This window comes from Sphingomonas sp. Leaf5, assembly GCF_001421155.1.
Lineage (GTDB): Bacteria > Pseudomonadota > Alphaproteobacteria > Sphingomonadales > Sphingomonadaceae > Sphingomonas.
The window spans coordinates 370,400-394,610 of record NZ_LMJZ01000001.1 but is presented as its reverse complement, the minus strand read 5'-3'; the positions used below and the strand labels follow the sequence as shown (position 1 = coordinate 394,610).

Genomic DNA, 24,211 nt, shown 5'->3' with positions numbered 1-24,211 from the left:
GTAGCGCTGAGCTACAGGGAAAGGCGAAGCGAAGGTTCTGAAGAGAGGAAAATGAGAGTTGGCACCCGCCGGCTCTGCCCTTGATCAGGATCTTCACCGTCGCCCGGCACTGCCGGTCCTTACCCACCATCCGTAATCCTCATCCCAAGCGCCTTGCGCGGTTTTGGTCGAGGGTGCGCGCCTAGAGCACACCGCAAATGCGTCATATACCTAATATCGCAACAGTAAGCTTGCCTCGCCTCAACGGCGGCCACCGTCTCGGTACCGATCGGCGCATAAATGCCGACACAAACATCGCCTTCCGGCTCATCATACGCTGCCCCACCCGAGTAATCCTCTCCGGCCAAATCACTACGGCCGGCCGTCCCTAGCCGGGTGGCAGTGCTGGGCGCGGCTGTTCGGCGATTTCGACGACGCCAGCCACCCCGCACAAGCCGCGCTCCGTGCGCTGAACCGGTGGCGCGCTGGTCGGCCCGCCGCCCGCTGAAATTTCCTTTCCTCGACACGCGGGCGCGCGAGCCCGCCGGAGAACCACCATGCACCATGACCTGACCTCGCTCTGGAAGAGCAACACGCCACGCTTCGTCGTCGTCCTTGATGCCGAACTTGCCTATACCGTAGCTCTTCTCAAGTAGGCGCGCCGCCGACAGGAATTGGGTTCGGGTCTTTTCCGTCCAGCGCGCCTTGCGTCTCGCGTCCCCGACGATCTTGGGATTGTCGGCGATGAACCGCTCCGCGGCCTGGGTCGGCGTCATCGATACCCACGGCTCGGCCACCTCTGCCCCGCGCAATGGAACAGGAACAGTCGCCGGTGCGGCAGCAACAGCGGCGAAAGGCATCGGCGCGGTGGGGACATGATCGTCGGCCATGGCCGCCCACATCGTTCCCGGATCAATGAGACGACGCCGATATTCCAGCGCGGCCGCCAGCCGTCCTTCAAGATTGACCTTCCGGGCAATGTCCAGATTGTCTTCGGTTTCGACAACGCCCGCCGTTCGGAGATCTTGCACCGCCTTGTCATGCGACCGTTCACGCCAGTCCGGTCGATCGGCGAAGAAGTCAATAAGCGTCTCCTTCTGCTCGTCCGACAGCCCCGGAAAACGCGTCTCGACGTGTTGGCGGCTGCCGACGTTCTCCGGGACGCCATGCACGACGAAATCCCTCAACATCGCCTCGTAGATGCCGACGAGCCCCTCAATCATGAAGGTCGCGTCGGGTTCGGTACGCTGGTAGCCGACGTGGACCTGCTCGAGGTGATCGCGCATCCCCTCCATCGCCCTGCGGAAGATCCCGGCCTTCTGGACGGTCGTCAGGCTTGCGGCTCGACCGTCGTGGCCCAAGGTCATCTTCAGCGTCTCGCTCTTCGCGGTCATCGCGCACCCCATGCTGCGCGCCACCGCCTGGGCGGTCGTTCGAAGGCTGAGGCGTAGGGTAAAAGGCTTACCATCCTGAAAACGGACGGTACGGCGCCAGTAATAGACGGCGCCTCGGCGCTCGACGTTCTGGATCGCAGGCACGGCATCTCCACATGGAGCCGTCACACCCACCGGCCCAATCCAGTGGTTGCGACCGATGTTCTGCCGTTAAAACAACAACTTAGATGACAAGCTGGCTGGGGCGGCAGGATTCGAACCTACGAATGCCGGTACCAAAAACCGGTGCCTTACCGCTTGGCGACGCCCCAGCGACCGCGGCGGGCGCGGTGGAGGGAGGCACTAGGGATATTGTCGATGTTGTGCAACCGGGATTGTGCGGGAAACCTGTGCGTTCTGGGTCGTTGAGGCGGGGCATAGTCAAGAAGGAAAGCCGATGTCCGACAAGAGCCCCACCGAAATCCGCGAAGCCATGTGGAAGGCTATGGCGGCCAGCCCCTATGTGATGCTCGGGCTGACCGGCAAGCACCAGCATTCCGAACCGATGTACGCCGTGCTCGACGAGGACGCCGACAGCGAGTTCTGGTTCTATACCAAGCGCGACAACCGGGCGGCGGAAGGTGGTTCGGCGATGGTGCAGTTCATCGCCAAGGGGCATGACCTGTTCGCCTGCATCAGCGGTACGCTGACCGAAGAGACCGACACCTCGTTGATCGACAAATATTGGTCGAAGCAGGTCGAAGCCTGGTACGAACAGGGCCGGCAGGACCCGTCGCTGCTGATGCTGCGCTTCGACCTCGACAGCGCCGAAATCTGGGAAACCGATCAGTCGCTGCTCGGCAAGCTGAAGATGTTCACCGGCCAGACGATCAAGGGCCGCGACGAAGCCGGCAGCCACGCCAAGGTCGACGTCTGAACGAAAAAAGGGCGGGGGTTTCGCACCCCCGCCCTTTCTTTCAAACCGCTGCATGAGGCATTATCCGCCGTGGCGGGCGATCCATTCCTCCAGCACCGGCGCGATCCGGTTGCGCCATTTCGACCCGTTGAAGATACCGTAATGGCCGACTTCGGGTGCCATATGATATTGCTTCATATCCTCCGGCAGCGCGGTCGCCAGCGTGAGCGCGGCGCGGGTCTGGCCCAGCCCCGAAATATCGTCGCGCTCCCCTTCGATCGCGAGAATCGCGGTGTCGGTGATCGCGCCCGGATCGACCGGCCGCCCGCGATGCAGCATCGTGCCTTCGGGCAGGGCATGGGTCTGGAACACCACGTCGATCGTCTGCAAATAGAATTCGGCGGTCATGTCGCAGACCGCGCGATATTCCTCGTAGAAGCGCTGGGTGGTTCCCGCCCCTTCGCCGTCGCCCTGCACCAGATGCTTGAACATCTCGTAATGGGAAATCATGTGGCTGCCGAGGTTCATGCTCATGAAACCGGCAAGTTGCAGGAAGCCCGGATAGACGCGGCGACCGGCACCGGCATAGGTCATCGGCACGGTCGCGATGACATTCTGTTCGAACCATGCGTGCGGGCGTTCGGTCGCCAGCGTGTTGACCGCGGTCGGGGCTTCGCGCGTGTCGATCGGCCCGCCCATCATGGTCAGCGTACGCGGACGGTTGGGATGCTGGTCCGCGCCCATCAGCGCGGTCGCGGCATAGACCGGAACCGACGGCTGACACACCGCGAGCACATGCGCGCGGGCATCGCCGGACTCGCCCATCTTTTCGAGGAAAGCGGTAACGTAATCGATATAATCGTCGAGATCGAACCGCCCCGCCGACAACGGCACCAGCTTCGCATCGCGCCAGTCGGTGATATAGACATCGGCGCTCGGCAGCATCCGTTCGACGGTGCCGCGCAGCAGCGTGGCATAGTGGCCACTCATCGGGGCGACGATCAGCAGCTTGGGGCCGCCCTCGATACCTTCGCGTACGAAGCGCTTCAACTGGCCGAACGGGCGACGCAGCACGATTTCCTCGCGCACCGCCACCGTCTGCCCGTCGATGACGGTGCTGGTCAGGTTGAAGGCGGGTTTGCCGCGCGGGGCAGAGGCGTGGGCGAAGACGGCGAGTGCCGAGCCCAATACGGGTCCGCCGCCGAAATAGGCGAAGGGATTGCTGGGATTCTGTAGCAGGCCGGCCCCGAAATTCGCCATCGCGCTGGCACCGGCCAGCAACGATCGTTGCCATTCATAAGCGTTATACAACATGGGCATCCCCGAAACTGGTCTGACGGGGACTACCCGTACCAGTAAAAATATAGCGATTCGTTGCCACCGGCAACGCTCCGAACGTCGTACACCAAATTCCGCACCGAAACGGTAAGGGTGATCCGGCACCGTATCAGTCGATACGTGTAAGCAACGAAGTGGCGCAGAGGTTCCCTTTGCGGTCGGTTCGCACAACCGCTAAGCCGCGCGCCATGGCAGATCCGGCCCCCGCCCCCGACCGTTCGAAGATGCTGCCGGCGCTCCGGCTCGTCTGGCGATTCACCTTTCGCTACAAGCCGCAACTGGCCGGTGCCCTGGTGTCGCTGGTCACCGCCGCGCTGGCCACGTTGTGGATCCCGCGCACGTTCAAGCAGGTGGTCGACAATGGATTCGCGGCGGGCGCGGACCTCAGCCGGATCGGTACCTATTTCGAAGGGCTGCTGGGCGTGGTCGTCGTGCTGGCGATCGCCACCGCCGGGCGCTTCTATTTCGTATCGTGGCTGGGCGAGCGGACCGTCGCCGACCTGCGCATGGCGGTGCATCGCAACCTGCTGACGCTGTCGCCCGGCTGGTTCGAGGAGAACCGGCCGTCCGAGATCGCGTCGCGGCTGACCGCCGATACCGCGATCGTCGAGGGGATCGTCAGCACGACGGTATCGATCGCGCTGCGCAACCTGTTGGTCGGGATCGGCGGGGTGCTGTACCTGTTCGCGCTCGCGCCCAAGCTGGCGATCTACCTGATCGTCGGCATTCCCGTCATCGTGCTGCCCATCATGTGGCTGGGCGGGCGCGTGCGCAAATTGTCGCGGTCGAGCCAGGACCGGATCGCCGATATCGGATCGATCGCGTCGGAAACGCTGGGCGCGATGAAGATTGTGCAGGCGTTCGGGCAGCAGCATCGCGAGGGCGACCGGTTCGACGCCGCCGTCGATCGCGGGTTCGAAACCGCCAAGAAGCGGTTCGCGACGCGCGCGGTCATGACCGCCTTCGTCATCGGCATGTTGTTCGCCGCAATCACGCTCATCATGTGGGATGCGGTCAGCGACGTGGCGGCGGGACGGACGACCGGCGGCGCGATCACCGCGTTCGTCATCACCGCCGCGCTGGTCACCGGATCGTTCGGCGCGCTGACCGAAGTCTATGGCGACCTGTTGCGTGCGTCGGGTGCGGCCGGGCGGCTGGCCGAATTGCTGGCCGAGCGGCCGGTGATCGCCGCGCCGCCGCAACCGGTCGCGCTGCCCGAACCGGCGCGGGGCGCATTGTCGTTCCGCGACGTCACCTTCCACTATCCGACGCGGCCCGACGTCGCGGCACTGGCCGATTTCACGCTCGACGTGACGCCGGGCGAAACCGTGGCGGTGGTCGGCCCGTCGGGGGCGGGCAAGTCGACGCTGTTCCAGCTAATCCAACGCTTCTACGACCCGGCATCGGGCGTCGTCGCGGTCGACGGGATCGACGTGCGCGACGCCGATCCGGAAGTGGTGCGCGCGCGCATCGCGATGGTGCCGCAGGAAACGGTGATCTTCGCCGCCTCCGCCCGCGACAACCTGCGCTATGGCCGCTGGGACGCGAGCGACGACCAACTCTGGGCCGCCGCCGATGCCGCCAATGCGACCACTTTCCTCTGCGCGCTGCCCGGAGGGCTCGACACGTTTCTGGGCGAAGGCGGCGCGCGGCTGTCGGGCGGGCAGCGGCAACGGGTGGCGATCGCCCGCGCGTTGCTGCGCGATGCACCGCTGCTGCTGCTCGACGAGGCGACCTCAGCACTGGATGCCGAGAGCGAGCGGCTGGTGCAGGATGCGCTCGACCGGTTGATGGCGGATCGCACGACGCTGGTGATCGCGCACCGGCTGGCGACCGTCCGGGCGGCGTCGCGGATCATCGTCATGGACCATGGCCGGATCGTCGAGACCGGCCGCCATGGCGAGTTGATCGCGCAGGGCGGGCTCTATGCGCGGCTGGCGAATTTGCAGTTTCACGAGGCGGGTTGAGGGTTTGGCGGTCACCCGGCACCCCTGCGCCTAGGACCGATCGACATTCAGCTGTCAGGCCAGCGAACTGCTCCCCTCCCTGACAAGAGCGTCGGGCCGGTCATGCCCCCGGCATGACCTAAACAGTGCGGCGCACTGTTTACCCGACGCTGGGTCGGGGGTGGGTTGGCCCGCTAGGGAGCGACTCGCCAGCCACAGACCGACCCACCCCCAGCCCCTCCCTTGTCAGGGAGAGGAAAAATCGAAACCTTACTGAATGTCGATCGGCCCTAGGTGTGATGAAGCCCCGGGCTTGACCGAGACATTTGCAAAACTCCTTTGACCGTACCCCGGCGAAGGCCGGGGTCCAGTTGGAAAGGTTTTTCGGTAAGGTACGAACGTCCCCCAACTGGACCCCGGCCTTCGCCGGGGTACGGCTAGGCTTGGTTTAGCGCGCGACTTTCGCAGAGATCTCGGTTTGACCCGGGGTTCCGTTTCTTGCGCGCCGTGATCGAAGAATAGCGGAAGCCCGGGATGACGATGCCGATGATACGAGCTTCAGTTCAAGGTGAATGGTTCGAGTAGCTTCGAGCGTAGTCGAGAAGCGGCTCGAACCGAAGCGAAAGGTTGACGCTCGCCTCGCCCCGCCCCGTCACGCTACCGCCGAAACCAGTTCCCCTGCCCGTCCCTGCAATTGTTCGCTCAGCGTCGCCAACCCGCCGACCAGCCGGGTGAGCGTGCCCGCCTGATCGCCGATCCCGTCGGCTGCCGCCGCGATGCCGCTGGCGCGTGCGTCGATATCGGCACCGGCCCCGCGCGCTTCCTCGACCCGGATCGCGATCGCCTGCGTTGTGTCGCGCTCGGCCGCGATGGCGGTGGCGATGGTCGTCGTGACCGCGCCGATCGCGGCGATGGCGGACTGGACCGCGCGCTGTCCGCCGGTGACGTCGTCGAGCAGCGCGCGGGCGGCATCGACCCGGCCGGCGATATCGCTTGCCGCCGTCTCGGTCTGGCGCGCGAGCGACTTCACCTCGCCCGCGACGACCGCGAAACCCTGCCCCGCCGCCCCGGCGCGGGCCGCCTCGATCCCGGCGTTCAGGGCCAGCATGTTCGTCTGCCGGGTCAGGCCACGGATCAGGTCCAACATCGCCTCGATCGTGGTCGCGACGTCGGACAGCGACTGGACATGCCCCCGGTTGCGCTCGACCAGATCGCCCGCGTCGCGACGCAGGCGGTCGGCGTGATCGGTATCGCGGGTAATCCGTTCGAACGAGGCGGCGAGCGCCCGTCCGCGCTGTTCGATGTCGACCATGCCCTGCGCGGTTTGATGCGCCGCCGCCGCAACCGACATCGCCCCGCCGCGCGTCGTCGCGGCCCGGTGATCGAGGTCGGCCGCCACCTGCCCGATGGCCGTACAGGCCATACCGATATCGGACGACAGCTGCCGGATCCCGGTTTCGAAGGCATGCGCCGCCCGTCGCACCCGTTCCGCACGGGTCCGCGCCTCGACCGACATGTCGCCGTGCCAGCGCGCCGCCATCCGCAGCAGCCGCGTCGCGTCGAGCAGGCCGGCGAACACCCCGTCGCGCACCAGCACGACGCCGTCGTCGCTGTGGAGGCCGACCAGTTCGGGCACCGCCGTATCGGCATCGGCGATCGTCGCCCGGCGCACCAGACGCGCCGTACTCGCGCGGAAGCTCGGATTGTCGAGCAGGGCATGGCCGAACGGATTGAACAGCAGCGCGCGGACATCGACCTCGCGCAGCACCCCCACCGGCCGGCGCTGCGGATCGAGCACCGCCAGCAGCCGCAGATCGTGATGCGCGCGAAACCGCTCGACGATCGCGCTCAGCGTCGCATCCTGCCCGATGGTCAGATGCTCGGCGGCAAGGCCGGGGTCGAGGCGGGAGAGCGCGGTCATCACCCGGCCGACCTAGGGGGCGGATGGTAAACCAGCGACTAACCGGGCGTGACACCGCGATGACACACCCGGTTTTTTTGCTAGCGGCCGGTCGTCAGTGCTTGCGCCCCTGATGCCGGATATTGGCGGGCCGACCGCGACGCTTCAGCACGCGCTGCGGCGGCCCCTTGCGCCGGTCACCGCCGCCACCGCCCGCCGACCCCTTGCCATCGGGCAGTTCGAACCGCAGCGCCCCCGACACGGGATTGGCTTCGGCCAGCCGGAGCGACAGGCGCTGGCCGGCGCTGAACGTCTCGCCGCTATGGTCGCCGATCAGCGACTGCGACGTTTCGTCGAACCGGAAATATTCGGTGCCGAGGTCGCGTGCCGGGACCAGCCCGTCGCCGCCGACTCCCTCGATCGTCGCGAAGAAGCCGAACGAGGCGACGCCGATGATCCGCGCCTCCATCACCGTGCCGACATGTTCGGCCAGATAGGCGGCGACATAGCGGTCGACGGTCTCGCGCTCCGCCTCCATCGCCCGGCGTTCGAGGCCGCTGATCGCCTCGCCCACGCGCTCCATATTGGCCGCGTCGTCGGCGGGCAGCGCACCTTCGCCCAGCTTATAGCTGCCGACCAGTGAGCGGTGGACGATCAGGTCGGCATAACGGCGGATCGGCGAGGTGAAGTGCGCATAGCTGCCGAGACTGAGGCCGAAGTGACCATGGTTCTGTGGGCCGTAGAACGCCTGCGTCTGGGTGCGCAGGATCTGCTCCATCACCTGCGGCTTGAAATCGGCGTCGCCGATCCGCGCCAGCACATGGTTGAACGTCGCCGGCCGGATCACCTGTCCCAGCGCGAACGGCACGTCGAAGGTTTCGAGATAGTCTTTCAGCGCCACCAGCTTCTCACGCGTCGGCGGTTCGTGGACCCGGTACATGACCGGCGCCTTCTTCGCCTCCAGCGCCTTGGCGGCGGCGACGTTGGCGGCGATCATGAAATCCTCGATCAGCCGCATCGAATCGAGCCGTTCGCGCGGCGCGACCGACAGGATGCGCCCCTTTTCATCCAGCACGATCCGCCGTTCGGGCAGGTCGAGGTCGAGCGGCTCGCGCTGCGCCCGTGCCTTGGCAAGCGCCGCCCAGCAGCCCCAGAGCGGTTTCAGCGCGCCGTCGATCAGGTCGCGCGCGACCGGCGCATCGGCGACGCCGTCGATCGCAGCCTGCGCGTGTTCATAGGCGATGTTAGCGGCGACCCGGATGACCGCGCGGGTGAAGCGCCAGTCCCTGAGCTTGCCGTCCTTCGCGATGTTCAGGTGGCAGACCAGCGCCGCGCGGTCCTGCCCGGCTTTCAGCGAACAGACATCCGCCGACAGGATTTCGGGCAGCATCGGCACGACCCGGTCGGGGAAATAGACGCTGTTCCCCCGCGACCGCGCCGATTTGTCGAGGTCGGAGCCGGGTCGGACATAATAGGACACGTCGGCGATCGCGACGATCGCGCGCCAGCCGCCCTCATTGTCGCCGCTGTCGTCGGGGCTGGCCCAGACGGCGTCGTCATGGTCGCGCGCATCGATCGGGTCGATCGCGACGATCGGCAGGTGGCGCAGGTCTTCGCGGTCTTCGCCGAGCGGATACCCGGCGACCTTGCGCGCCTCGGCCAGCACGTCGTCCGAAAACACATCGGGGATGCCGTGCTTGTGAATCGCGATCAGCGAGAAGCTGCGCGCCTCGAACGGATCGCCAAGCCGTTCCACCACGCGCGCGGTGATGCGCGGCGGGCGGCCGCCGAGTGCCGCCAGCACCAGATCGCCCGGCGCGGCCCCGCCGGCATCGGTCACCGGCACCTCGCGGCGCTCCTTCTTGTCGACACCCTGCAACCACAGCTTGTCGCCCTCGGCACGCAGCACGCCCAGCACGGCATCGGCGGCGCGATCGAGCTTCTTCATCGGGTAGGCCGCCCAGCCGTTGCCGGCCTCTTCGGTGCGCGCGAGGATGCGGTCGCCGATGCCGAGCGCGCTGCGCCGGCCGCGTTCGCGCACCCGCACACGCGGCGGCGGCGTCTCCGCCTCCCATCGTTCGGGCACCGCCCAGACATTGCCGCCATCGTCGACATCGGCGACGCGCAGCACGGTGACCTTCGGCAATCCGCCCATCTTGTGGAACGCGCGGCCCGGCGCGCTGTCGATCACGCCCTCATCGGCCATGTCCTTCAACATCGCCTTCAGCGATATCTTCTGCTGCGCCGACAGGTCGAAGGCGCGCGCGATCTCGCGTTTGCCCGCGGGGGTATCGGACGTCTGGATAAAATCGAGGATCTGCTCGCGGGTGGGCAGGCCGGGCGGCGTTTTGGTGCGTACCATCGCCCACGACATAGGACGTGCCGCGCGTCAGACCAATGGCTAACACCGAAGGGAGCCGATGCGCGCGCCGTCCGTTAGCCGCCCGACAGTTCCGAACGGGAGAGTGACATGGGTATCTTCGAACGCATCAAGACGCAGATCTTCGGCAAGGACGGCGGTCCGTTCGGCGACAATTATCTGGGAAAGAAGAAAGAAGCGCCCGCGCCGCAGCCGGCTCCCGCGCCAGCGCCGACCCAGCAGCATGCGCCGGCCCCCGCCGCACCCGCTCCTGCTCCGGTCGCCCCGGCCGCGCCGGCCGCCCCGCAGTCAGTCGACCCGATGACCGCGATCGAACGGATCGCGCAGCAGAAGGGCAACCCGGCGCTGAACTGGCGGACGTCGATCGTCGACCTGATGAAGCTGCTCGATCTCGATTCAAGCCTCGACAACCGCAAGGAACTGGCGACCGAACTCGGCTATACCGGTGCCAAGGATGGCAGCGCCGAAATGAACATCTGGCTGCACAAGGCGGTATTGCAGGAACTGGGCAAGGCCGGTGGACAGGTACCGGGTAATTTGAAGAATTGAGGCCGGACGCCCCGACTGCACCCAAGTGAAGATCGGGGCATAGTGCCGATAAGTGCCAAGTATAGCCTGACCTGAGCGTATCCCCGCGGAGGCGGGGATACGCTTCTTACGCTATGCAGCCCGTAACGCTTAGTACGCGCGCCCGATCAGCACCCGCTCCACCGCCGGCACACCGGTAAACACGCACGGCCCGTCGTCGCATCCGGTCTGCCCGAGCGGCGCGTTGCGGATGGTCAGTTTCAGCCCCTTCAGCCGCTGCACCACCGTTTCCAGCGCATCGCCGGTCGGCTTCGACCAGCGAACGTCGACCCAGCCGGGGTTCCGGATGCCCTCGGCGAAATGCGCCTCGACGCCGGCCCAATCGTCGATCGGGACGATCTGCGCGCGGAGCCGCTCGGTCGACTGCCCCAGCAACGTCGCCTGAATATCGCACAGCGTCTCGCCGATCGACGCGGCAAAATCGGCCTGCGTGACGACCTGCGAATCGAGCTTGCCATCGGCGCGATACAGCCGATCGCGACGCACGACCGAGACATTGCCGCCGGCCATGTCGCGCCCGCCGACCTCGATGATCACCGGTGCCCCCTTCTTGACCCAGCCCCAGCGCTTGGTCGCGGCCTTGGCCGGCTTCAGGTCGAGCAGCGCGCGGACCGGTTCGCCGAGCGCGGTCTGCTTCGCCAGCGCCGCCTGCAATTCGCGGCAATAGGCGATCAGCGGTTCGTCCTCGGGCGCGTCGCGCAGCATCGGCACGATCACCACCTGCCACGGCGCGATCGCCGGCGGCACGCGCAGGCCGTCATCATCACCATGCACCATGATGACCCCGCCGATCATCCGCGTCGACACACCCCAGCTGGTCGTATTGGCGTGTTCGAACTGCCCTTCGGCATTCTGGAAGCGGATATTCTGCGCATGGGCGAAATTGGTGCCGAGGAAATGCGAGGTACCCGCCTGCAACGCCTTGCCGTCCTGCATCATCGCTTCGATGCTGTAGGTCGCGACCGCGCCGGGGAATCGTTCATTCTCCGGCTTCTCGCCCGCAATCACATGCAGGCCGAGACAGGTTTCGGCGAACTCGCGATAGACTTCGAGCATCTTGAGCGTCTCTTCTCGCGCCTCCTGCGCGGTGGCATGGGCGGTATGCCCTTCCTGCCACAGGAATTCGGCGGTGCGCAGGAACATGCGGGTCCGCATTTCCCAGCGGACGACGTTCGCCCATTGGTTGATCAGCACCGGCAGGTCGCGCCACGACTGCACCCAGCGGGAAAAGGCGGTGCCGATCACCGTTTCGCTGGTCGGGCGCACGACCAACGGCTCCTCCAGCTTCGCCTCGGGATCGGGGGTCAGCCCGCCCTTGCCGTCGGCGATCAACCGGTGGTGGGTGACGACCGCCATTTCCTTGGCGAAGCCGTCGACATGCTCGGCCTCCTTCTCGAAATAGGACAGCGGGATGAACAGCGGGAAATAGCAATTTTCATGCCCCGTCGCCTTGATCCGGTCGTCGAGCAGCCGCTGGATACGCTCCCAGATGCCATAGCCCCATGGCCGGATGACCATGCATCCGCGCACCCCGGATTCCTCGGCCAGATCGGCCTCGGTGATGACGGCTTGATACCAGGCGGCGAAATCCTGTTCGCGGGTGACGTTGAGAGCGTGCTTCATGGGACCGGGCGATAGCGGCAAAGAGGCCCGTTCGCCAAGCGGCGATACGCGCCTCCACCGCGACGCGACGCTCATGGGGTGGCGTCGCTGCGCGACAGCCTGTAGGTGCCCCCCCATGCCCGGCGACCGCATCCTGAAGGGGCTGGCGCTTCGCCTGCTCGCGATCTTCTTTCTGTCCACCATGTCCGCACTGGTGAAGCTGGCGGAGACGCGCGGCGCGTCGCTGCCCGAAACGATGTTCTATCGCCAGCTGTGCGCGCTGCCGATCGTGCTCGGGTTCGTCGCTGCCGGACCGGGCCTGAAATCGCTGCGCACCACCCGGATCAGGGGCCATTTGACGCGGTCGATGATCGGGCTGGTGGGCATGGTCTTCACCTTCGGCGCGGTCCTGCTGCTACCGTTGGCGGAGGCGACGACGTTCCAGTTCACCGTGCCGATCTTTGCGACGCTGCTCGGCGCGCTGGTGCTGCGCGAACCGACCGGCTGGCAGCGGTGGAGCGCGGTGCTGGTCGGGTTCGTCGGCGTGCTCGTCGTGGCGCAACCGGGCAGTGCCCATGTGCCGCTGTTCGGGGCGTTCGTCGGGTTGATGGCGGCGCTGTTCGTCGCGCTGGTCGCGATCGCGCTGCGCCAGTTGCGCGACGAGCCGGCGGGAACGACGGTGTTCTGGTTCTCGACGCTGACCCTGCCGTTCATCGCCATCGCCTACGCGTTCAACATCCGCTCGCATGACTGGCTGACATGGGCGAACCTGATCGCGATCGGCATGGTCGGCGGCATGGGGCAGATCGCGCTGACCGCCGCGTCGCGCGCGGCTCCGGTCGCGACGGTGGTGCCGATGGATTATTCGGGCCTGATCTGGGCGACCGTCTACGGATTTCTGTTATTCGGCGTGCTACCGACGTCGATGACATGGGTCGGCGCGCCGATCATCATCGCCAGCGGGCTGTTCATCGTATGGCGCGAACACCGTCTCGGCCGGCAAAAGGTCCGTTCGATGGTCGAGGAGGACTGATTCAGTCCTCGATCTCATCGCGAACCTGCGCATGGGCGAGCAGCGCGAACAGGATGCTGCCGCCGACGATATTGCCGAACAGGACGGGGACGAAGAATGTCAGCGCCTGCATCGCGCCCATGTCGCCATGCAGGACCAGCACCCACATTTCCGCCGAACCCGCGACGATATGGGCGAACCCGCCAAGGTCGATCAGTCCGGTCAGCAGCACGATCAGCGTTATCTTCTGCCCTTCCGCGCTCGGCAGCGTCCACACCACGCTCGCCAGCAGGATGCCAGACGGAATGCCGGCCAGAAACCCGGCAAGGCCGCGATGGTGGAAGATCGCGCCGCTGACCCGGACCAGTTCGCCCGCCTGCTCGACGCCCAGCCCGCCCAGCATCGCAAAGCCGGCAAAGGCGAAGGTCCCGACCAGGTTCGCCGCCAGCACGATCGCCCATAACCGCAGGGTTCGCAGCAGGTTGCGCCCCGTCGGCTCGGTCGCCAGCGGCAACACCGCCGACAGCGTACTCTCGGTAAACAACTGCATCCGCCCGAGAATGACGACGACGAACCCCAGCGAATAGCCGAGCGCCTGCAACAACGGCGTCCATGGTCCGTCCGGCACCGCGGTATCCATCACCGCCTTCCCCAGCAGTGACAGGCCGATGGCGATGCCCGCGGTGATCCCCGACCACATCAGCGACGCGGCCGGACGTTCCAGTTCCTCGATCCCCTGCCGCCGCACGACCTCGTGGACGATCAACGCAGATGCGGCACGCCGGTCGTCGACGACCTCTTCCTGTTTGGGGTTCAGGGCGACTTTCTGTTCTTCATCGGCAATTTCGGGCGGGGATGATTGCGGGTCGGCCATAGGCAAAAGGCAACCGTCGGTGGACCGGCCGGTTCCGCCGGCGTCAGACGCGGGGTCGTGCCGCCGCCAGCAGCGCGCGGGCGCGAACGAACATCTCCGCGCGGTGCGCGACGATCAGGCCCCAGCCCAGCGCCATGAACGCGTCGGTCAGCGTGGTCGCGCTCGTGTGCAGCGCGCTCGCCCCGCCCTCGGCCATGACCTCCTTGAGCACCGTGCGCGCCGCCAGCAGGCCGAACAGGAACAGGAATGCGGCGGGCGATTGCCGGTGGCTGAGCCGGTGGGTTTCCGGGTCGATTTCGATATGCATCAACCGGCCGCGCTGCCAGCCGAGCGTTAGTCCGGCGACCGCGGAGATCGCGCAGACCGCCCAGCCCCAGCCGGTCGGCGGCATCGATCCGAACAACGCGACCGCGACGACGGTGACGATGACCGGGACCACCCACAATGTCTCGAACCGCAGCCGGCGCAGACCCCGCCCCCGCCACCAGCGCAGCGACAGGATCAACGCCGCGACCGCGATCGGGATCAGTTTCGGCCACCAGTCCATTTCGGTATCTCCCCCGTCCCGCCCGGCCACCGGGCGGGACGGAACAGACTATTCCGCTGCCTCCGCGACCGGCGCAACGCTTTCCTTCCACGCCAGCACCGGCTTGCGCGCCGCCAGCGTTTCGTCGAGGCGACGCCGCGGCGCGAAGTGCGGCGCGGACTTGAGCGCCGCATCGCCCGCCTTGGCGCGTTCGCCGACCGACTTCAGCGCGCCGATGAACTGGTCGAGCGCAGCCTTGCTTTCGGTCTCGGTCGGCTCGACCAGCATCGCGCCGTGGACGACCAGCGGGAAATACACCGTCATCGGGTGATACCCCTCGTCGATCAGCCCCTTCGCCACGTCGAGCGTCGAGAAGCCATCGGCAAGGTTCGCGTCGCTGAACAGCGCCTCGTGCATGCACGGCCCGCTCTTGCCGAACGGCGCGTCGAGCGTGTCGTCGAGACTGCGGAGCACATAGTTGGCGTTGAGCACCGCGTCTTCCGACACCTGCTTCAACCCATCCGCGCCGTGGCTCAGGATGTACGACAGCGCACGGGTGAACATGCCCATCTGGCCATGGAAGGCGACCATCCGGCCGAAGCTGTCGGCGTGATGCTCGCCGGCGGTCTCTTCCTCGACCAGGACGAAGCGGTCGTCCTGCTTCTCGACGAAGGGCAGCGGCGCGAACGGGGTCAGCGCCTTCGAGAATACCACCGGACCCGACCCCGGACCGCCGCCGCCATGCGGCGTCGAAAAGGTCTTGTGCAGGTTGATGTGCATCGCGTCGACACCGAGATCGCCCGGACGCACCCGGCCGACGATCGCGTTGAAGTTCGCACCGTCGCAATATACGTACCCGCCCGCCGCATGGACCGCGTCGGAAATTTCCTTCAGGTCACGCTCGAACAGCCCGCAGGTGTTCGGGTTGGTAATCATCACCCCGGCGACGTCCGGCCCCAGCCGGTCCTTCAGCGCCTGCGTATCGACGCGGCCATCGGCGGTCGCCGGAATGTCCTTGACCGTGAAACCGGCAAAGGCGGCGGTGGCGGGGTTGGTGCCATGCGCGCTTTCGGGGACGAGGATGATTTTGCGATGCCCCTCGCCGCGCTTCTCCAGCGCCGCCTTGATCGCGAGGATGCCGCACAGCTCGCCATGCGCGCCGGCCTTCGGGCTCATCGCGACCGAATCCATGTTGGTCAGCGTCACCAGCCAGTGCGCCAGCTGATGGATCACCTCCAGCGCGCCCTGCACCGTGTCGATCGGCCCCAGCGGGTGGAGATCGGCGAAGCCGGGCAGCCGCGCCATGCGTTCGTTCAGGCGCGGATTATGCTTCATCGTGCACGACCCGAGCGGAAACAGGCCGAGGTCGATCGCATAATTCTGCCGCGACAGGCGGGTATAGTGGCGCACCGTTTCCGGCTCCGACAGGCCGGGCAGGCCGATCGCGCTCTTGCGGGCATGGCCGCCCAGCCGCGACGCGACCTTCGGCGCTTCGTCGAAATCGACGCCGGTCGTCTCGGCCGACCCGATTTCGAAGATCAGCGCCTCTTCGAGCATCAGTGCACGGTTGCCGGTGAAGGTCGCCTGGGCACCGCCCGTTGCCTCGCCCATGGCCGGACGCCAGCCGCTCTGGTTCACGCTCATGCCAATACCTCGCTCAATGCGCTCGCGAGCGCTTCGATATCTTCAACCGTCACCGTTTCGGTCACCGCCACGACCAGTCCGTTCGCGAGGCTCCCTTCACCCGGATAGAGCCGACCAAGCGACACGCCCGCCAGCACGCCGCGATCGGCGAGTTCACGCACCACCGGCCGCGCTTCGGTCGGCAGCTTCAGCGTGAATTCGTTGAAGAACGTGTCGTTGACCAGCTCGACGCCCGGTATCTGCGTCAACCGCTCGGCCGCCGCACACGCCCTGGCATGGTTGACCTCGGCCAGTTGCCGCAGCCCTTTTTCGCCGAGCAGCGTCAGGTGGATCGAGAAGGCGAGCGCGCATAGCCCCGAGTTGGTGCAGATGTTCGACGTCGCCTTTTCGCGGCGGATATGCTGTTCGCGGGTCGACAGCGTCAGCACGAAGCCGCGCTTGCCCTCGGCATCGACCGTCTCGCCGCACAGCCGGCCCGGCATCTGCCGCACCAGCTTTTCCGAACACGCGAACAAGCCGACATAGGGGCCACCGAATTGCAGGCCGACGCCCAGCGACTGGCCCTCGCCGACGACGATGTCGGCACCCAGATTGCCCGGTGCCTCGATCGCGCCCAGCGCGACCGGCTCGGTCACGACCGCGATCAACAGCGCCTTCACCGCATGGGCGGCATCGGCGATGCGTTGCAGGTCGGGGATGCGGCCGAGGATGTCAGGATACTGTACCACGACGCACGACGTATCGGCGTCGATCTTCTCGATCAGCCGATCGTCATCGGTCTGCGCGACCAACCATGGCGAAGTCGTGTCGAGCACGTCGCCGGTGAATTTCGCCATGGTCTTCGCGACCGAAACGTAATGCGGATGCACCCCGCCCGAAAACACTGCCTTCGCCCTGCGCGTCACACGCCTGGCCATCGTCACCGCTTCCCAGCAGGCGGTCGACCCGTCGTACATCGACGCATTGGCGACATCGCAGCCGAGCAGCCGCGCGACCTGGCTCTGGAATTCGAAGAGCATCTGCAACGTGCCCTGCGCGATTTCCGGCTGATAGGGCGTATAGGCGGTCAGATACTCGCCACGCTGGATCAGATGATCCACGCTGGCCGGCACATGGTGGCGATAGGCACCGCAGCCGAGGAAGAACGGCACCGATCCCGCCGCGACATTCTTCGCCGCCAATGCCGACAGATGCCGTTCGACCGCGAGTTCGCTGGCATGGTTGGGCAGGCCGGGCACTGGCGCGCCCAACCGTGCGGATTCGGGGACGTCGACGAACAGGTCGTCGATGCTGTCGGCACCGATGACGGCCAGCATCTCGGCGCGATCGGTCGGGGTCAGGGGAAGATAGCGCATGATGGTCCTTGTTGGTCCGCCGGGGCGGCCTCATTCGTCATTCCGGCGAAAGCCGGAATCCACGGATACGGGCGTCATCGACTCGGAACGCGCCGGCCCGTGACCATGGATCCCGGCCTGCGCCGGGATGACGCAGACCGGGGACAGATCGGTTGGCCTACAGCCGCGCGACGTAGGCCGCGTATTTGTCCTCGTCCATCAACTCACCCAGCTCGCTGTCGTCGCGCAGGGTCAGCTTGAAGAACCAGCCCTCGCCTTCGGGGTCTTCGTTGACCAGCGCGGGATTGTCGGCGAGCGCCGTGTTGCCTTCCAGCACGGTGCCCGATGCCGGGGTGTAGACGTCCGACGCGGCCTTGACCGATTCGACGACGGCGGCGTCGTCACCCTTGGTCAGTTGCTTTCCCTCTTCGGGAACATCGACGAACACAATGTCGCCCAGCTGGCCGGCGGCATATTCGGTGATACCGACGGTCGCGACTTCACCGTCGACCTCGATCCATTCATGTTCCTGCGTGAAATAACGGCTCATCCGGCAAGCTCCCTTTAGCGGACGTAACGATGGGGGACGAACGGCATCGGCACGACGCGTGCCGCATGCACCTTGCCGCGCTGGCGCAGCATCACGGTTCCGGCCTCGGCCAGCGCCGGCGGGCAATAGGCCATGGCGATCGGCGCGGAAATGCTCGGCGCGAACCCGCCGGAGGTGACGTGGCCGACGGCATTGCCATCGCCGTCGATCACCTCGGCACCTTCGCGCACCGGCTGGCGACCCTCGATGATCAGGCCGATCCGCTTGATCTCCGGACCCGCCGCGCGTTCCGCGAGGATGCGTTCGGCACCGGGAAAGCCGCCTTCCTCGCGCCGACGCTTCGACAGCGCGAAGCCGAGATCGGCGGCGACCGGCGTGGTGTCGGGGCTGAGGTCATGGCCATAGAGCGGCAGACCGGCTTCGAGGCGCAGCGAGTCGCGCGCGCCCAGACCAATCGGCTTGACCTCGGGTTCCGCGCAGATCGCGTCGGCAAAGGCGGTGGCGGCATCCTCGGGCAGCGAAATCTCGAACCCGTCCTCGCCGGTATAGCCCGACCGGCTGACCCAAAGGGCATGGCCGTTCCAGTCGAACCCGCCCGCGGTCATGAACGTCAGCGCGGCGACGCCCGGCAGAATGCGTTCGAGCGCATCGACCGCCTTCGGCCCCTGCAACGCCAGCAGCGCGCGGTCGTCGAGATGGTTGAGCGTGATCGCATCGGCGAGATGCTCGCGCAGATGGCCGATATCGTCATATTTGGTCGCGCCGTTGACGACCATATAGAAGGCGTCCTCGTCGGCGTCCGCGACGTCATCGTCGTCCGCCTTGAACGGGAACGGCACTTCCAGCCCGGCGGCATCGATCCGCGTGACCATGAGGTCGTCGAGGATGCCGCCCTGCTCGTCGAGCAGCAGCGAATAGCGCATCCTGGCGGGCTTCAGGATCTTCAGGTCGCCCGGCAGCAACGCTTCCAGCGCCGCGGTCGCGTCCGGTCCGTGGATCAGCAACTGGCCCATATGGCTGACGTCGAACAGGCCGGCGCTCTCGCGGGTCCACAGATGCTCGGCCATGATGCCTTCATACTGGACGGGCATCGTATAGCCCGCGAACGGGACCATCCGCCCACCCTTCGCGCGATGCCACGCGTCGAGCGGCAGGGTCTGCGGCGGCAGTTCCTCGACGGGATCGCTGCCATCGGCGCGCAGTTCGTGGGCGGGTTCGCTGTTCGGGGCGGTATCGCTCATATGCGCCAGGTCCTTCGTGAATCGGTTCAACGACGCCGGACGGCACCAGGGGTGCCGCATCGTTCGTCGCCCCCTCTGTCACGGAACCTGAGAGCTTTCGCGTGGGGCTTGGCCCATGCTTACCCCTTCGGTGGTCCGACCGGTTCGGCCGCGACGCTTTCCAGAGTATCTTGCCACAAGCGCGGTCCCTGTTGCCTGAGAGATTCCGGGGCGGTTGCTCCTTCGGCGGCGGATCACTCCGCACTCTCCCGCGCATGGCGTCGGCTGTAAGCCTGTCGATGGCGCAAGCTCTGGCTTGAGGGCCGGGATTAGTCAATCGGGAAAGCGGGGACGGTGCGCTACCGGCACTCGTCATCCCGGCGCAGGCCGACCTCACCCTCTCGTCATTCCCGCGAAGGCGGGAATCCATTGCCGCAACGGCAGCGTCCCTTGCCGCAACGTCAGCGTGTATGGGTTCCCGCCTGCGCGGGAACGACGAAGACGAAGCGGCTGCCCGTGCGCGCCGGCCTTACCGCGTGACGTTATACTTCAGCTGCTCGTCGGTCAGCTGGAAGCCGACCAGCGCCTCGAAGGTCGCGGCCAGCACCGCCTGCCGCACCGCCGGATCGGACAGCGGATCGGTCGCCGCGTCCTGATCCCCGGGCTTGCGACGGCGATTGATCTGGTTGCGGGTTTCCTGCGGCAGCGTCGCGGCGGCGCGGTCGACGATCGCGGTCCCCTGCCCCTGTGCCTGCGCGCGTGCCGCGCCGTCCGCGAAGTTCAGCGTCACCTGCCCCAGCCGCTTCGACACGACCTGCGTGCCGCCGCGCACCACCGACACGAAATAGGGGAGCGTCACCGTCCGTGTGCCCTGCGTATTGTTGCGGCGGGCCTGCACGTCGAACGTCAGCGTGCTGTTGATCGTGTCGGTACCCTCGGCGCAATTGGCACGCAGGTTCGTGAGCGTCGCGACGACGTCGATCGCCTTCGCCTCGCGGCTCGCGGGCGGGTCGAACAGCGTGATGTCGCCGGTCCCGGCCGGCACGCCCGCCACCGGACAGGCCGACCGCACCGCCGAAATGCCGACGCCCTGCGTCACGTCGAGTTCGCCAGTACGCTTGCATCCGCTCAGCGCCAGGACGGCAATGGTGGCGATGGCGGCAGTTTTGCGGAGGGTCACGGGAACACGATACCTTATGCACGGGTGCGGCGATGCCGCGCCTCCTGATAGCCACGCTTCATAGGAACCGCCTTTCGCGCGTGCAAGCAATCGAGTCGCTTTCGGGTCAGGCGGTGCCGGCCCGCTCCCCCTCCCCGCCACCCATTCAGGATACTCACGTGGGTGGCGGGGAGGGGGAGCGGGCCAGCACCGCCGGGCACGGCTTGGCGTGTCCCCAAACAAGCTGTAAGCGCTGGCACCATGACCGACACCCAACGCCCCGTCATCGAATTGCTGATCGCGGCCCCTCGCGGCTTCTGCGCCGGCGTCGACCGCGCCATCCAGATCGTCGAGCTGGCGATCCAGAAACACGGCGCGCCGGTCTATGTCCGGCACGAAATCGTCCACAACAAGTTCGTGGTCGACTCGCTCAGGGCCAAGGGCGCAGTGTTCGTCGAGGAACTGGATCAGGTGCCCGACGGCGTGCCGGTCGTGTTCTCGGCGCATGGCGTGCCCAAATCGGTCCCGGCGGCGGCCAGCCAGCGCGGCCTCGAATATCTCGACGCGACCTGCCCGCTGGTGTCGAAGGTCCACCGCCAGGCCGAACGGCTGGTCGCCAGCGGCCGCCACATCCTGTTCGTCGGCCATGCCGGCCACCCCGAGGTCATCGGCACCTTCGGCCAGGTGCCCGAAGGGCAGATGACGCTGATCGAAACCGTCGAGGACGTCGCCGCGCTCCAGCCGGTCGACCCCGACAACCTCGCCTTCCTGACGCAGACGACGCTGTCGGTCGACGACACCCGCGCCATCGTCGAGGCGACGATCGCCCGCTTCCCGAGCATCGTCGCGCCCAAGGCCGACGACATCTGCTATGCCACGTCGAACCGGCAGAATGCGGTGAAGGCGATCGCGCAAAGCTGCGACATGATGCTCGTCATCGGCGCGCCCAATTCCTCGAACTCGGTGCGGCTGGTCGAGGTCGCCGAGCGCGAGGGCACCCGTGCCCGCCTGATCCAGCGCGCCGCCGAACTCGACTTCGCCTGGCTGGAGGGGGTCGGTACGCTCGGCATCACCGCCGGTGCGTCGGCACCCGAAGTGCTGGTCCGCGAACTGGTCGACCGCATCGCCACCCGCTACGATGTCACCGAGTCCGAGGTCGAAATGACCCGCGAGACGATCGCGTTCAAACTGCCGCGCGGCCTCGAAGCCGCCTGATGGCCGTCTATACGCAGGTGTCGGCAGAAGTGCTCGCGCGCTTCTTGGTCGGCTATGACCATGGCGAACTGATTTCGGCCAAGGGCATCGCCGAAGGGGTCGAGAACAGCAACTATCTGGTCGACACCACCACCGGCCGTTTCATCCTGACGCTGTATGAGAAACGGGTCGATCTGGCCGACCTGCCCTTCTTCTTCGCGATGACCGATGCGCTTGCCGATGCCGGCAATCCGGTGCCGCGCGCGCTGCCCGATCGCGCCGGACGCGTGATCCAGACGCTGGAGGGTCGCCCCGCCTGTCTGATCGAATTCCTGTCGGGCGTGTCGGTCAGCCATCCGACCCCCGAACAGGCGCATGCCGCCGGCGCGGCGCTCGGCGCGCTCCACCGCGGCCTGTCCGGCTTCGCACCTAGGCGCGCCAATTCGATGGGTGTCGGCGCATGGCCGACGCTGTTCGCCGACTGCGCCCCCCAGCTCGATTCGATCCGGCCCGGCCTGCGCGCGCGGGTCGGCAGCGCGCTCGACGCGGTCGTTGCTTCGTGGCCCGCCGACCTGCCGAAAGGCGCGATCCATGCCGATCTGTTCCCCGACAACGTCCTGATGCTCGGCGACCGCGTCACCGGGCTGATCGACTTCTATTTCGCCTGCACCGACATCGTCGCCTATGACGTCGCGATCACCCATTCGGCATGGAGCTTCGATGCCAAGGGTACCCCGCTCGACCCCGCGATCGGCCGGGCGCTGCTGGCCGGCTATCGGACACAGGCGTCGCTCACCGAGGCCGAGGTCGCCGCGCTGCCGCTGTTGGCGAAGGGGGCCTGCATCCGCTTCCTGCTGACCCGTGCGTGGGACTGGATCAACACGCCGGCCGACGCGCTGGTGACGCGCAAGGACCCCCTCGCCTATCTGCGCCGGCTCGACTGGTACGACGCGAACCCGGCCGCCTTCGCATGACCGAGACGCCCGAACTCCCCCGCGTCGAGATCGCGACCGATGGTGCGTGCAAGGGTAATCCCGGCCGTGGCGGCTGGGGCGCGGTGCTGCGCGCCGCCGATGGCCGCGAGCGGGAATTGTCCGGCGGCGAGCGCGAGACGACCAACAACCGCATGGAATTGATGGCCGCGATCGAGGGGCTGAACGCGCTCAAACGTCCCTGCCGCGTGATCCTGTCGACCGACAGCCGCTATGTGATGGACGGCCTGACCAAATGGATCAAAGGCTGGCAGAAAAACGGGTGGAAGACCGCCGCGCGGCAACCGGTCAAGAACGCCGAACTGTGGCAGCAACTGCTCGCCGCCGCCAAACCGCACCGCATCGAATGGGTGTGGGTGAAGGGCCATGCCGGCCACCCCGATAACGAGCGCGCCGACCGGCTCGCCAGCGATGCAGCCCTGAACCAATGATCCCACGCGTCCTGATCGATACCGCCCACGTGCCCGGCGACAATGTCGAATTGCGCCTCGTCCAGCGCGGCGACGACTTCATGATCGTCCTCGACCGCAACGAATTGATGAGCAGCCGCATGTCGGCGTCGGAAGAGGCGCTGGCCGATCTCGGCTGCGCCCACCTGACGGCACGCAAGGGCGCACGGGTGCTGATCGGCGGCCTCGGCATGGGCTTCACCCTGCGCCGTGCGCTGAAAATTCTGCCTGCCGATGCCGAGGTGGTCGTCGCCGAACTGGTGCCCAAGATCGTCGACTGGGCGCGCGGACCGCTGGCGCACATCTTCGACGGCTGCCTCGACGATCCGCGCGTGCGGATCGCGGTGGGCGACGTGGCGTGGGCGATCGAGGACGGCGGCTGGGACGCGATCCTGCTCGACGTCGACAACGGGCCGGACGGGTTGACCCATGCCGGCAACGACAAGCTCTATTCGACGCGCGGGCTGCAGGTCACCAAGCGCGCGCTGCACGCTGGCGGCGTACTGGCGATCTGGTCGGCCTATGCCGATCCCGCGTTCACCAAGCGGCTGCGCGATAGCGGCTATGCTGTGGATGAGCAGGTGGTGCGGGCGCGGGGGACAAAGGGTGCGCGACATGTAATCTGGCTGGCCGGGCGGCGGTAGGGAGTTTTCCTTCGCCGTTTGCTAAGCGGGATCGACATTCAGTTCGCTGGACGCAGGGATAGCGTTGGATCCCCTATCGTCACTCCCGCGCAGGCGGGAGTCCATACACGCTAGCGTCGCGAATCCAGCCAAACCGTCAGCGGATATGACTTCCCGCCTGCGCGGGAATGACGAAATTCCGCGGTTACTGCTGAATTTCGATCGGTCCTGGGAGCCTCCATTCCTGCTTGATCGGAATGCCCTTCCCACTCGGTTAAACTCATCCTCCCGTTTGGTTGAAGCCCGTCTCCCATTTCGACGCCCCCTCCCCCCGTTTGGTTCGAGCTTGTCGAGAACGGGGCTCCGCGAGAGCACCAGCGGAGGGCGATCAACCGCCCTTTCCTCCAGTCAGTTCGAGCCTGTCGAGAACCTGCCTGCCCCAAACGACCCGTTCTCGACGGGCGCTTCTCGACAAGCTCGAAGCTGCTCGAACCGAACGGAATGGGAAAAGAAGAGCCATTCCCCCCAGCATTCGTGCTGAGTAGGGACTGGGTGAAGTCAAAGGCCGTGTCGAAGCACCGCCCCGAACCTCAACCGTCCATCAATACGCCA

20 protein-coding genes, 1 tRNA gene and 1 riboswitch are annotated in these 24,211 nt (G+C 66.6%); of the genes, 8 read left to right on the top strand and 13 right to left on the bottom strand.

Features of this window, described 5'->3' with window-relative positions; all coding sequences use genetic code 11:
- Positions 1-119 precede the first annotated feature (119 nt).
- Positions 120-1,517 carry a hypothetical protein gene (locus ASE50_RS18430; protein ID WP_056394800.1) on the bottom strand — a complete coding sequence of 466 codons (1,398 nt, stop codon included), beginning with the start codon at positions 1,515-1,517 and terminating at the stop codon, positions 120-122.
- A gap of 92 nt (positions 1,518-1,609) precedes the next feature.
- A tRNA-Gln gene (locus ASE50_RS01825) sits at positions 1,610-1,684 on the bottom strand.
- Between the two features lie 125 nt (positions 1,685-1,809).
- Between ASE50_RS01825 and ASE50_RS01820 the strand changes: the two genes are divergently transcribed.
- Positions 1,810-2,289, top strand: a complete 480-nt coding sequence (locus ASE50_RS01820; RefSeq protein ID WP_056394798.1) for a pyridoxamine 5'-phosphate oxidase family protein — start codon at positions 1,810-1,812, stop codon at positions 2,287-2,289.
- A 60-nt stretch (positions 2,290-2,349) separates the two neighbouring features.
- Here ASE50_RS01820 and ASE50_RS01815 read toward each other — a convergent pair whose 3' ends face one another.
- On the bottom strand, positions 2,350-3,582 hold the full coding sequence (locus ASE50_RS01815; protein WP_056394796.1) for a polyhydroxyalkanoate depolymerase: 1,233 nt from the start codon (positions 3,580-3,582) through the stop codon (positions 2,350-2,352).
- 212 nt (positions 3,583-3,794) lie between these two features.
- On the opposite strand from ASE50_RS01815, the gene ASE50_RS01810 reads away from it, so the two are divergent.
- Complete coding sequence (locus ASE50_RS01810) at positions 3,795-5,573, top strand: ABC transporter transmembrane domain-containing protein (protein WP_056394794.1); 1,779 nt, start codon at positions 3,795-3,797, stop codon at positions 5,571-5,573.
- 631 nt (positions 5,574-6,204) lie between these two features.
- Here ASE50_RS01810 and ASE50_RS01805 read toward each other — a convergent pair.
- Together ASE50_RS01805 and ASE50_RS01800 are read right to left on the bottom strand one after the other, a co-directional pair.
- Positions 6,205-7,473 (bottom strand): methyl-accepting chemotaxis protein, encoded by a 1,269-nt coding sequence (locus ASE50_RS01805; protein ID WP_056394791.1) that lies wholly within the window; start codon positions 7,471-7,473, stop codon positions 6,205-6,207.
- Between the two features lie 94 nt (positions 7,474-7,567).
- On the bottom strand, positions 7,568-9,814 hold the full coding sequence (locus tag ASE50_RS01800; RefSeq protein WP_056395625.1) for a ribonuclease R family protein: 2,247 nt from the start codon (positions 9,812-9,814) through the stop codon (positions 7,568-7,570).
- A 108-nt stretch (positions 9,815-9,922) separates the two neighbouring features.
- Between ASE50_RS01800 and ASE50_RS01795 the strand changes: the two genes are divergently transcribed.
- Positions 9,923-10,381: a DUF3597 domain-containing protein gene (locus ASE50_RS01795; protein WP_056394789.1), complete on the top strand. Its 459-nt coding sequence runs from the start codon at positions 9,923-9,925 to the stop codon at positions 10,379-10,381.
- Between the two features lie 129 nt (positions 10,382-10,510).
- Here ASE50_RS01795 and ASE50_RS01790 read toward each other — a convergent pair whose 3' ends face one another.
- The gene (locus ASE50_RS01790; RefSeq protein ID WP_056394786.1) at positions 10,511-12,043 is read right to left on the bottom strand and encodes an aminoacyl--tRNA ligase-related protein; all 1,533 of its coding nucleotides are present in this window, start codon (positions 12,041-12,043) and stop codon (positions 10,511-10,513) included.
- 115 nt (positions 12,044-12,158) lie between these two features.
- Here ASE50_RS01790 and ASE50_RS01785 point away from each other — a divergent pair, with 115 nt between their 5' ends.
- Entirely contained in the window at positions 12,159-13,055 is an 897-nt protein-coding gene (locus tag ASE50_RS01785; RefSeq protein WP_056394785.1) for a DMT family transporter, read from the top strand.
- Position 13,056: 1 nt separating this feature from the next.
- On the opposite strand, the gene ASE50_RS01780 is transcribed toward ASE50_RS01785, so the two are convergent.
- The 7 genes from ASE50_RS01780 to ASE50_RS01750 form a co-directional block, all read right to left on the bottom strand.
- The gene (locus tag ASE50_RS01780) at positions 13,057-13,908 is read right to left on the bottom strand and encodes a formate/nitrite transporter family protein (RefSeq protein ID WP_082438720.1); all 852 of its coding nucleotides are present in this window, start codon (positions 13,906-13,908) and stop codon (positions 13,057-13,059) included.
- Between the two features lie 43 nt (positions 13,909-13,951).
- The gene (locus tag ASE50_RS01775) at positions 13,952-14,455 is read right to left on the bottom strand and encodes a CcdC protein domain-containing protein (RefSeq protein WP_056394783.1); all 504 of its coding nucleotides are present in this window, start codon (positions 14,453-14,455) and stop codon (positions 13,952-13,954) included.
- A 48-nt stretch (positions 14,456-14,503) separates the two neighbouring features.
- A complete protein-coding gene (gcvPB, locus tag ASE50_RS01770) occupies positions 14,504-16,078 on the bottom strand; it encodes an aminomethyl-transferring glycine dehydrogenase subunit GcvPB (protein WP_056394781.1) in 1,575 nt (524 codons plus the stop codon).
- A complete protein-coding gene (gene gcvPA / locus ASE50_RS01765) occupies positions 16,075-17,433 on the bottom strand; it encodes an aminomethyl-transferring glycine dehydrogenase subunit GcvPA (RefSeq protein WP_056394779.1) in 1,359 nt (452 codons plus the stop codon). The genes gcvPB and gcvPA overlap by 4 nt, the downstream gene beginning before the upstream one ends.
- A gap of 157 nt (positions 17,434-17,590) precedes the next feature.
- Positions 17,591-17,962: a glycine cleavage system protein GcvH gene (gene gcvH, locus ASE50_RS01760; RefSeq protein WP_056394777.1), complete on the bottom strand. Its 372-nt coding sequence runs from the start codon at positions 17,960-17,962 to the stop codon at positions 17,591-17,593.
- A 14-nt stretch (positions 17,963-17,976) separates the two neighbouring features.
- Positions 17,977-19,203, bottom strand: a complete 1,227-nt coding sequence (gene gcvT, locus ASE50_RS01755) for a glycine cleavage system aminomethyltransferase GcvT (protein WP_082438762.1) — start codon at positions 19,201-19,203, stop codon at positions 17,977-17,979.
- A 172-nt stretch (positions 19,204-19,375) separates the two neighbouring features.
- Positions 19,376-19,464, bottom strand: a riboswitch (glycine riboswitch).
- A gap of 247 nt (positions 19,465-19,711) precedes the next feature.
- Complete coding sequence (locus ASE50_RS01750; RefSeq protein ID WP_056394775.1) at positions 19,712-20,362, bottom strand: hypothetical protein; 651 nt, start codon at positions 20,360-20,362, stop codon at positions 19,712-19,714.
- A gap of 240 nt (positions 20,363-20,602) precedes the next feature.
- Between ASE50_RS01750 and ispH the strand changes: the two genes are divergently transcribed.
- From ispH to ASE50_RS01730, 4 genes are read left to right on the top strand one after another with little or no spacing between them, the layout of a single operon-like run.
- The gene (gene ispH, locus ASE50_RS01745) at positions 20,603-21,556 is read left to right on the top strand and encodes a 4-hydroxy-3-methylbut-2-enyl diphosphate reductase (protein WP_056394773.1); all 954 of its coding nucleotides are present in this window, start codon (positions 20,603-20,605) and stop codon (positions 21,554-21,556) included.
- Positions 21,556-22,509, top strand: a complete 954-nt coding sequence (thrB, locus tag ASE50_RS01740; RefSeq protein WP_056394771.1) for a homoserine kinase — start codon at positions 21,556-21,558, stop codon at positions 22,507-22,509. Before ispH ends, thrB begins: the two co-directional genes overlap by 1 nt.
- A complete protein-coding gene (rnhA, locus tag ASE50_RS01735; protein ID WP_056394770.1) occupies positions 22,506-22,958 on the top strand; it encodes a ribonuclease HI in 453 nt (150 codons plus the stop codon). Before thrB ends, rnhA begins: the two co-directional genes overlap by 4 nt.
- Positions 22,955-23,620: a hypothetical protein gene (locus ASE50_RS01730; RefSeq protein ID WP_056394766.1), complete on the top strand. Its 666-nt coding sequence runs from the start codon at positions 22,955-22,957 to the stop codon at positions 23,618-23,620. Before rnhA ends, ASE50_RS01730 begins: the two co-directional genes overlap by 4 nt.
- Positions 23,621-24,211: the final 591 nt, after the last annotated feature.